The following is a 7,276-nucleotide window of genomic DNA, read 5'->3' as shown; positions in this document are numbered from 1 at the left end:
ACCAGCCATTAGTACTTATTGTAATTAATTTTTCTTCTTTCTTTGATTGGTAATGACACTAACCAAAAGCTAAACCTGTGGTCTTATCTGCCCTTAGCTTCGTCCCATTTATTACGTTCATCCTGTAGCTCACGCGCAAGTTTACGCTCTTTTTCGTTGGCTTTGGCTTTATAATTCTGGTATTCTGTATTAATCTCTTCGTAGAGCTGAGTACGGTGTTTGGCTTCCAGTATGTTTTTGGTAGAACGCGCAATAACAATAAATAAAGCAATGGCTAAAACCGCAATAATAGACCAAACCATGATGTTGTAAGTACCTTTGCTAAACGAAATTCCTAAAAATTTAATTTCATTTACCATTGCATTGGCACCGGCAAGCGAACTCTCTTTGCCTGTAACTTCACCTTTCAAGCCAGAGATTGTAGCCGATTGACTTTTAATTTCCTGCCGGGCTTCCTGTAATTGCTTGCGTTCTTTTCTTAGGGTATCATTTACGCTTTTCCAAACAGATGATAACCTTGAAGGATTAATCAACCGAGCTCCATACAAGCTTTTAGATTTGGATAACATGAACTGGTACTGCCCGTTTAATGATGGATCTGCGTTTTTAGTCGTATCCTGTTGGGCCTGGGCAAATGCATGGTTAAATACAAGCAATGCCACGAAACAATAAAGGATGTGTTTAAATTTTTGCATAGTTTAAATATAGGTGTTAAATCGTAAAACTACATTTTTATACGTTCTTCCCCCATCTAATTTTTCGATGATTTGGGAAAGAGAGATAAAAAGTTTTTCTACCTGATGTTTAAAATAACAATTTTATCTAAGTTTTATTATAAATTTATTTACGATAGGTTACATTTGTTTCATGCAAATAGGAATTATTGGGTTAGGCGATATGGGTAAGTTGTATGCTTTATCATTTGTAAAAGCAGGTTACCCGGTTTGTGGAGCAGATATGCCTTTACGTTTCGTTGATTTAAAAAATGAACTGGAACCAAAAGGAGTAGAGGTGCTGGTAGATGGACACGAGGTGGCCCGGAAATCTGATTTTATCATTTATTGTGTGGAAGCAGAAAAGATAGACGAGGTTGTATCAACCTTTGCCCGCTCTACTAAATATGGTGCAATTGTAGCCGGACAAACCTCTGTTAAACACCCGGAAATTGCAGCCTTTGAAAAACATTTGCCAGAAGATACCCAAATTGTAACCTGCCATTCGCTACATGGCCCGGCTTTTAGTCCTGAAGGGCAAACACTGGTTGTAGTTCGGCATAGGGCTACCAACGAAGTTTATGCTAAAGCTCTAAAAATATACCAGTCTCTTAAATCGAACATTATTGAAATGGACGATTATAAGGAACACGACAGGATTGTGGCCGATACCCAGGCGGTAACGCATATGGGCTTTGAAAGTATGGGGTCTGCCTGGAAAAATGCAGGCTTTTTTCCCTGGGATAATCCCGCTTATGCAGGCGGAATTGATAATGTTAAAATTTTAACTACGCTGCGTATTTTTAGCTATAAAGCGCATATTTATGCTGGTTTGGCTATTTTAAACCCTTATGCACAAAAGCAGGTTAAATATTATGCACAGGCAGAATCTGAATTGTATAAGCTGATGATTTGTGAGAATGAAACCGAATTCAGGGAAAAAATATACGCTGCCCGAGATTTTGTATTTCACGAAAGCAGACAGCTTTTGTTGCTTGATGATAACATTATGAAAGAATTTAGTCTTTCTGATGCTTCGCACAAACAGAAACCAAATTCGCACCTGAGTTTGCTGAGCATGGTTTATGCCTGGTATAAAATGGGGGTAAATCCATATGATAATTTAATTTGCCAAACGCCACCTTTTAAATTGCGTTTGGGTATTGCCGAGTACCTTTTCAAAAACGAAGAAATGCTCGAAGAATCTATAAAAACAGCATTGTATGATAAATCCATACGTGGCGATGATTTAGAGTTTCATACCGCAGTGCACGAATGGGCTTCTATAATTGGTTATGGTGATTTAAAAGGCTATAAGGAACATTTTGAAGCTGCCAAATCGTTTTTTGCCAACCGGTTAAATGATGGCAGGGATTTAAGTGGCGAAATGATTAGAAGGCTGGGGAAATAGCACAGGTTTAACTGATGAAAATAAAGTTAGAAAAGCCTGAATTGGTTTTATTGCTCAAGGCAGCGTTGGAGGAAGTTGAAAAGCTTTGTGTTGTGTATGATTCAGGGAATAAAGCGGTAATTACGGATATTGCAAAAGCTGTAATCCGAATTTTTCAGAATGGGGCGGAATCAAAATCATTATTAGCCCAGTTAAAATTAATACACCTACCAGTATTATGCAGTGCTGAAACTTATAATTCAAAAAGCCTGATCAATTTTCTGGCCCTTTTAAAGTTAGAACACAAACCAGAAACAGGCTGGAATTATTTTTCTAAATTAAATAACGCGGAATTAAAACCCGTTTCGCAGGAAAACTGGTGGCAGCATAAAAAGATAATTATCGATTCGAAAGGCAATTCTTATTCAAGAGCTAAAATTGTTAAACTGGTTTCTGATTCTGCTTTAGTTCTTTTAGATACCTCCGGGTGGCAAATAAAGGATGGGAAAGGAAATAAGGTGATCATTAATCCAATACCCGAAACCATTAGGCAAGTTGCTTTTGAGCTTATACAATCATTTAATAAAATTGATATTGATCAGGAAAGCAAACTGCATTATAAAATGTAAAAAGATGGAACACGTAAACATTATTTTCCCTTTATCCATATAACATATAGACTTTGTTTTATTGGTTTAATCCTTCGTTTAGCCAAAATAAGTACTTTATATTTGCCGCCATGTCGGTATTGCTGTTTACCCTTATCGTTTTAATAGGAGCCTTTGTGGCGGGTTTGTTAGGTTCGTTAACGGGCCTGGGCGGAGGGGTCATTATTATTCCTTTATTAACATTAGGCTTAGGTGTAGATATTCACTACGCTATAGGTGCTTCTATTATTTCAGTTATTGCAACATCGTCAGGTTCGGCGGCTGCTTATGTAAAAGAAGGGATAACCAATATAAGAATAGGCATGTTCCTTGAAATTGCAACAACTGTTGGTGCCGTTTGCGGTGCTATTGTTGCCGTTTATTTAAATCCAGATTATATAGCCGTTATTTTTGGCTGTATCCTGATTTTTTCTGCAATCATGACGCTGAAGAAAAAAGTAGATCATACCACACAGGATAACACCGATAAATGGGCTAATTTTTTTAAACTGAATGGTTCATATCCCGATAAAGGAACAGAACATACCTATGCGGTAAAAAATGTTCCTGGTGGCTTTTTTATGATGCTTTTTGCCGGTACACTTTCGGGCTTACTGGGCATTGGCAGCGGTGCATTAAAAGTAATTGCAATGGATAATATTATGCGTTTACCTTTTAAGGTATCAACAACCACCAGTAATTTTATGATGGGGGTAACGGCGGCGGCCAGTGCAATTGTTTATTTACACAGAGGGCAAATAGATCCTGGTATAGCCATGCCGGTTTGTATTGGTGTTTTAACGGGTGCAACCATTGGCTCTAAAATATTGGTTAAAACCAAAACAGATAAATTAAAGGCTGTTTTTGCAGTGGTTGTAATTTTTCTGGCCATTCAAATGATTTATAAAGGTTTAAGCGGCGCAATGTAATGGGTACAATAAAGAAAGAGAACTTAAACGATAAAGATATTCAGCTGATATTGGGTACGCTTTTACGTGCCGGTGTAATTATTTCGATGAGTATTGTGCTGGTTGGAGGCACAATTTATTTGGTGCACAACAAAGGGGCTATTACCGATTATAAGGTTTTTAAGCCCGAACTTTCAAATTTCTCTACAATTGCTGCAATTTTTAAAGGCGTTTTAACATTTCACGGCGATGCAATTGTGCAATTTGGCATCCTGATGCTGATCTTTACACCGATTGCCCGCATTGTTTTTGCATTATTTAGCTTTTTAATCGAGCGCGATTACCTATATGTACTCATTGGTTTAATCATATTGACTATTATAACCATCAGTTTAAATGGTGGTTTGGCACATTAACGACCCCATTTAAGCTAAGTACCCATCTATCAGCAATTTATTTGAAAAAATATTTGGCTAACTATTTGAAAATTAATAATTCTTGCCTATCTTTGCCGTCCCTTTCGGGGGATGCACAACCACCTTGAACGAAGCCCTACTGCTTCGATGGGTGTTAAAATTAAAAGATAAAATGTCAGGAATTATTGGAAAAAAAGTAGGAATGACCAGTATCTTCGATGCAGACGGACGTAACATTCCATGTACTGTAATCGAGGCTGGGCCTTGTGTAGTTACACAAGTGAAGACCGAAGAAAAAGACGGGTATTCATCTATTCAGTTAGGATATGATGAGAAAAAAGAGAAAAACACAACTCAACCGTTAAAAGGCCATTTCGCGAAAGCAAACACAACTCCAAAACGCAAGCTGGTAGAATTTGACTCATTTACAACTTCACTTAACTTAGGTGATGTAGTAACTGTTGACGCATTCGCAGAAGGCGATTTTGTTGATGTTGTAGGTACCTCAAAAGGTAAAGGTTTTCAAGGTGTTGTAAAACGCCACGGATTTGCCGGTGTTGGTATGCAGACTCACGGTCAGCATAACCGTTTACGTGCCCCAGGTTCATTGGGAGCATCATCATTCCCTTCACGTGTATTCAAAGGAATGCGCATGGCTGGAAGAACAGGTGGAGACAGAGTAAAAGTTCAGAACTTACAAGTTTTGAAAGTTTATGCTGAGCAAAACTTATTAGTAGTTAGTGGTTCCATTCCAGGAGCTAAAGGTTCTTACGTAATCTTAGACAAGTAATCAGATGGAAGTTAAAGTATTAAACATTTCAGGTAAAGAAACAGGTGCCAAGGTGCAACTTCCTGAATCGGTATTTGGTATCGAGCCTAACGACCACGCGATTTATTTAGATGTAAAACAGTATTTGGCTAACCAACGTCAAGGTACTCACAAATCTAAACAACGTAATGAGATTGCTGGTTCAACTCGCAAGCTATACAAACAAAAAGGTACAGGTGGTGCCCGTGCCGGTAGCATTAAATCGCCATTATTCAATGGTGGTGGTCGTGTTTTCGGTCCTCAGCCACGTGATTACAGTTTTAAATTGAACAAGAAATTAAAATCATTAGCACGTAAATCAGCTTTAGCTTATAAAGCAAAAGATAACAATGTGGTAGTTTTAGAAGATTTCAACTTCGATACAATTAAAACTAAAAACTTCATAAGTTTAATCGCTGCGTTAAACGTAGGTAACGAAAAAACTTTATTGGTTTTACCTGCACAAAATAATAATATCTATTTATCAAGCAGAAACGTTCAGAAAACTAAAGTAATTACTGCAGCAGATTTAAATACTTATGATGTATTAAACGCTGGTGTACTTGTGTTAACTGCAGATTCTGTTAAAACTTTGGAGGAGGCGTTTGCCAAGTAATATGGACATTTTAAAAAAACCAATATTAACCGAAAAAGCTTCAGCTTTAACTGAGAAATCTAACCGTTTCACATTTAGCGTTAACCACAAGGCTAACAAAATCCAGATTAAAGCAGCTATTGAAAAATTGTACGGTGTAACTATCGTAGCAGTTAACACAATGGTTGTTGATGGAAAAGCTAAATCTCGTTACACTAAAGCAGGTTTTGTATCAGGCCGTAGTCCGAAATACAAAAAAGCAATCGTAACGTTGAAAGACGGAGAAACAATAGATTATTACGCAAATCTTTAATTTAATTATTAATTATAACTATGGGCTTAAGAAAATTTAAACCAGTTACTCCGGGAACCCGCTTTAGAGTAGGTGCCAGCTTTACGGAGATTACAGCAACCAAGCCCGAAAAATCATTGGTTGTATCATCAAAAAAGTCTGGTGGACGTAACAATACAGGAAAGATGACTATGCGCTACATGGGTGGTGGTCACAAAAAATCTTACCGTTTGATCGATTTCAAACGTGATAAGTTTGACATTCCTGCAACAGTAGCTACTGTTGAATACGATCCAAACCGTACTGCCCGCATCGCATTATTAGTTTATGCAGATGGCGAGAAGCGTTACATTATTGCTCCTGAAGGATTGCAAGTAGGTTCGAAATTAGTTTCGGGCGATACAGCAACTCCAGAAGTAGGTAACACTTTAAAATTATCAAACATTCCATTAGGTTCCATCATTCATAATGTTGAGATCCACCCTGGAAAAGGAGCGCAATTGGCTCGTAGTGCAGGTGCTTACGCACAATTAGCTGCCCGCGATGGTAAATACGCTACTTTGAAAATGCCTTCAGGCGAAACCCGTTTAATCTTGACTACTTGTCTTGCTACTATCGGTGCTGTATCTAACTCAGATCACGCAAACGAAGTATTAGGTAAAGCTGGTCGTAAACGTTGGTTGGGCCGTCGTCCGAGAACAAGACCGGTAGCGATGAACCCAGTAGATCACCCAATGGGTGGTGGTGAAGGTAGATCATCAGGTGGTCACCCACGTTCAAGAAATGGTATTTTAGCTAAAGGCTACAAAACCAGAGAACTTAAGAAATATTCTAATCGTTACATCATAGAGAGAAGGAAGAAATAATGGCTCGTTCGATAAAAAAAGGACCTTATATTGACCATAATGTAGAGAAAAAAGTAAACTCTATGAATGATGCAGGTAAAAAAACTGTAATCAAAACTTGGTCTCGCAGATCAATGATTTCTCCGGATTTCGTAGGTCATACATTTGCAGTACACAATGGAAATAAATTTATCCCTGTGTACGTAACAGAAAACATGGTTGGTCACAAGTTGGGAGAATTTGCTCCAACCAGAACATTCAGAGGACACGCTGAAAAGAAAAAATAATTAGACAATGGAAGCAATAGCAAAATTAAACAATTGTCCAACCTCACCGCGTAAGATGCGTTTGGTTGTAGATCTTATCAGAGGTGAACGTGTAGAAAAAGCATTAAGCATTTTAAAGTTTACCAATAAAGAAGCAGCAATAAGAGTTCAAAAATTATTATTATCTGCAATTAAAAACTGGGAAGCTAAAAATGAAGGTGCCCGCCCTGAAGAAAGTCAACTATTTGTGAAAACAATTATGGTTGATGGAGGCCGTCAGCTTAAACGCTTACGTCCGGCTCCTCAAGGCCGTGGATATAGAATTCGTAAACGTTCTAACCACGTAACGCTGATTGTAGATAGTAAAAGTACAGAAACAACTCAAAACTAATTTTA

The 7,276-nt window shown here is 37.9% G+C and carries 11 protein-coding genes; 10 read left to right on the top strand and 1 reads right to left on the bottom strand.

The annotated features are described in order from the left end of the window. Positions 1-83: 83 nt before the first annotated feature. The gene (locus tag R2Q77_RS18865) at positions 84-695 is read right to left on the bottom strand and encodes a hypothetical protein (RefSeq protein ID WP_316805267.1); all 612 of its coding nucleotides are present in this window, start codon (positions 693-695) and stop codon (positions 84-86) included. 172 nt (positions 696-867) lie between these two features. Here R2Q77_RS18865 and R2Q77_RS18860 point away from each other — a divergent pair, with 172 nt between their 5' ends. The 10 genes from R2Q77_RS18860 to rplV all read left to right on the top strand — a co-directional run bounded on the left by R2Q77_RS18860 (position 868) and on the right by rplV (position 7,271). After that, complete coding sequence (locus R2Q77_RS18860) at positions 868-2,124, top strand: prephenate dehydrogenase (RefSeq protein ID WP_316805266.1); 1,257 nt, start codon at positions 868-870, stop codon at positions 2,122-2,124. A gap of 14 nt (positions 2,125-2,138) precedes the next feature. Next, complete coding sequence (locus R2Q77_RS18855; protein WP_316805265.1) at positions 2,139-2,732, top strand: hypothetical protein; 594 nt, start codon at positions 2,139-2,141, stop codon at positions 2,730-2,732. Between the two features lie 110 nt (positions 2,733-2,842). After that, complete coding sequence (locus R2Q77_RS18850) at positions 2,843-3,679, top strand: sulfite exporter TauE/SafE family protein (RefSeq protein WP_316805264.1); 837 nt, start codon at positions 2,843-2,845, stop codon at positions 3,677-3,679. Beyond that, on the top strand, positions 3,679-4,074 hold the full coding sequence (locus R2Q77_RS18845) for a DUF1634 domain-containing protein (RefSeq protein WP_316805263.1): 396 nt from the start codon (positions 3,679-3,681) through the stop codon (positions 4,072-4,074). Before R2Q77_RS18850 ends, R2Q77_RS18845 begins: the two co-directional genes overlap by 1 nt. A gap of 172 nt (positions 4,075-4,246) precedes the next feature. Further along, positions 4,247-4,864, top strand: a complete 618-nt coding sequence (rplC, locus tag R2Q77_RS18840) for a 50S ribosomal protein L3 (protein ID WP_131538727.1) — start codon at positions 4,247-4,249, stop codon at positions 4,862-4,864. Between the two features lie 4 nt (positions 4,865-4,868). Further along, a complete protein-coding gene (gene rplD / locus R2Q77_RS18835; protein WP_316805262.1) occupies positions 4,869-5,498 on the top strand; it encodes a 50S ribosomal protein L4 in 630 nt (209 codons plus the stop codon). Position 5,499: 1 nt separating this feature from the next. Continuing rightward, on the top strand, positions 5,500-5,790 hold the full coding sequence (gene rplW / locus R2Q77_RS18830) for a 50S ribosomal protein L23 (RefSeq protein ID WP_316805261.1): 291 nt from the start codon (positions 5,500-5,502) through the stop codon (positions 5,788-5,790). A gap of 20 nt (positions 5,791-5,810) precedes the next feature. Next, positions 5,811-6,635 (top strand): 50S ribosomal protein L2, encoded by an 825-nt coding sequence (rplB, locus tag R2Q77_RS18825; protein ID WP_316805260.1) that lies wholly within the window; start codon positions 5,811-5,813, stop codon positions 6,633-6,635. Next, the gene (gene rpsS / locus R2Q77_RS18820) at positions 6,635-6,901 is read left to right on the top strand and encodes a 30S ribosomal protein S19 (RefSeq protein WP_131538672.1); all 267 of its coding nucleotides are present in this window, start codon (positions 6,635-6,637) and stop codon (positions 6,899-6,901) included. Before rplB ends, rpsS begins: the two co-directional genes overlap by 1 nt. A 7-nt stretch (positions 6,902-6,908) precedes the next feature. After that, positions 6,909-7,271: a 50S ribosomal protein L22 gene (gene rplV, locus R2Q77_RS18815; RefSeq protein ID WP_316805259.1), complete on the top strand. Its 363-nt coding sequence runs from the start codon at positions 6,909-6,911 to the stop codon at positions 7,269-7,271. Positions 7,272-7,276 lie beyond the last annotated feature (5 nt).

The organism is Pedobacter nototheniae, from assembly GCF_032678625.1.
GTDB lineage: Bacteria > Bacteroidota > Bacteroidia > Sphingobacteriales > Sphingobacteriaceae > Pedobacter > Pedobacter nototheniae_A.
Note: the sequence above shows the minus strand (reverse complement) of the source record. Positions and strands in the feature narration are given on the sequence as shown.

Excerpts from the sequence above, each read along its gene's own strand:
- R2Q77_RS18865 (WP_316805267.1), bottom strand. The coding sequence starts at position 695 with ATGCAAAAATTTAAACACATCCTTTATTGTTTCGTGGCATTGCTTGTA.
- R2Q77_RS18860 (WP_316805266.1), top strand. The coding sequence starts at position 868 with ATGCAAATAGGAATTATTGGGTTAGGCGATATGGGTAAGTTGTATGCT.
- R2Q77_RS18855 (WP_316805265.1), top strand. The coding sequence starts at position 2,139 with ATGAAAATAAAGTTAGAAAAGCCTGAATTGGTTTTATTGCTCAAGGCA.
- R2Q77_RS18850 (WP_316805264.1), top strand. The coding sequence starts at position 2,843 with ATGTCGGTATTGCTGTTTACCCTTATCGTTTTAATAGGAGCCTTTGTG.
- R2Q77_RS18845 (WP_316805263.1), top strand. The coding sequence starts at position 3,679 with ATGGGTACAATAAAGAAAGAGAACTTAAACGATAAAGATATTCAGCTG.
- rplC (WP_131538727.1), top strand. The coding sequence starts at position 4,247 with ATGTCAGGAATTATTGGAAAAAAAGTAGGAATGACCAGTATCTTCGAT.
- rplD (WP_316805262.1), top strand. The coding sequence starts at position 4,869 with ATGGAAGTTAAAGTATTAAACATTTCAGGTAAAGAAACAGGTGCCAAG.
- rplW (WP_316805261.1), top strand. The coding sequence starts at position 5,500 with ATGGACATTTTAAAAAAACCAATATTAACCGAAAAAGCTTCAGCTTTA.
- rplB (WP_316805260.1), top strand. The coding sequence starts at position 5,811 with ATGGGCTTAAGAAAATTTAAACCAGTTACTCCGGGAACCCGCTTTAGA.
- rpsS (WP_131538672.1), top strand. The coding sequence starts at position 6,635 with ATGGCTCGTTCGATAAAAAAAGGACCTTATATTGACCATAATGTAGAG.
- rplV (WP_316805259.1), top strand. The coding sequence starts at position 6,909 with ATGGAAGCAATAGCAAAATTAAACAATTGTCCAACCTCACCGCGTAAG.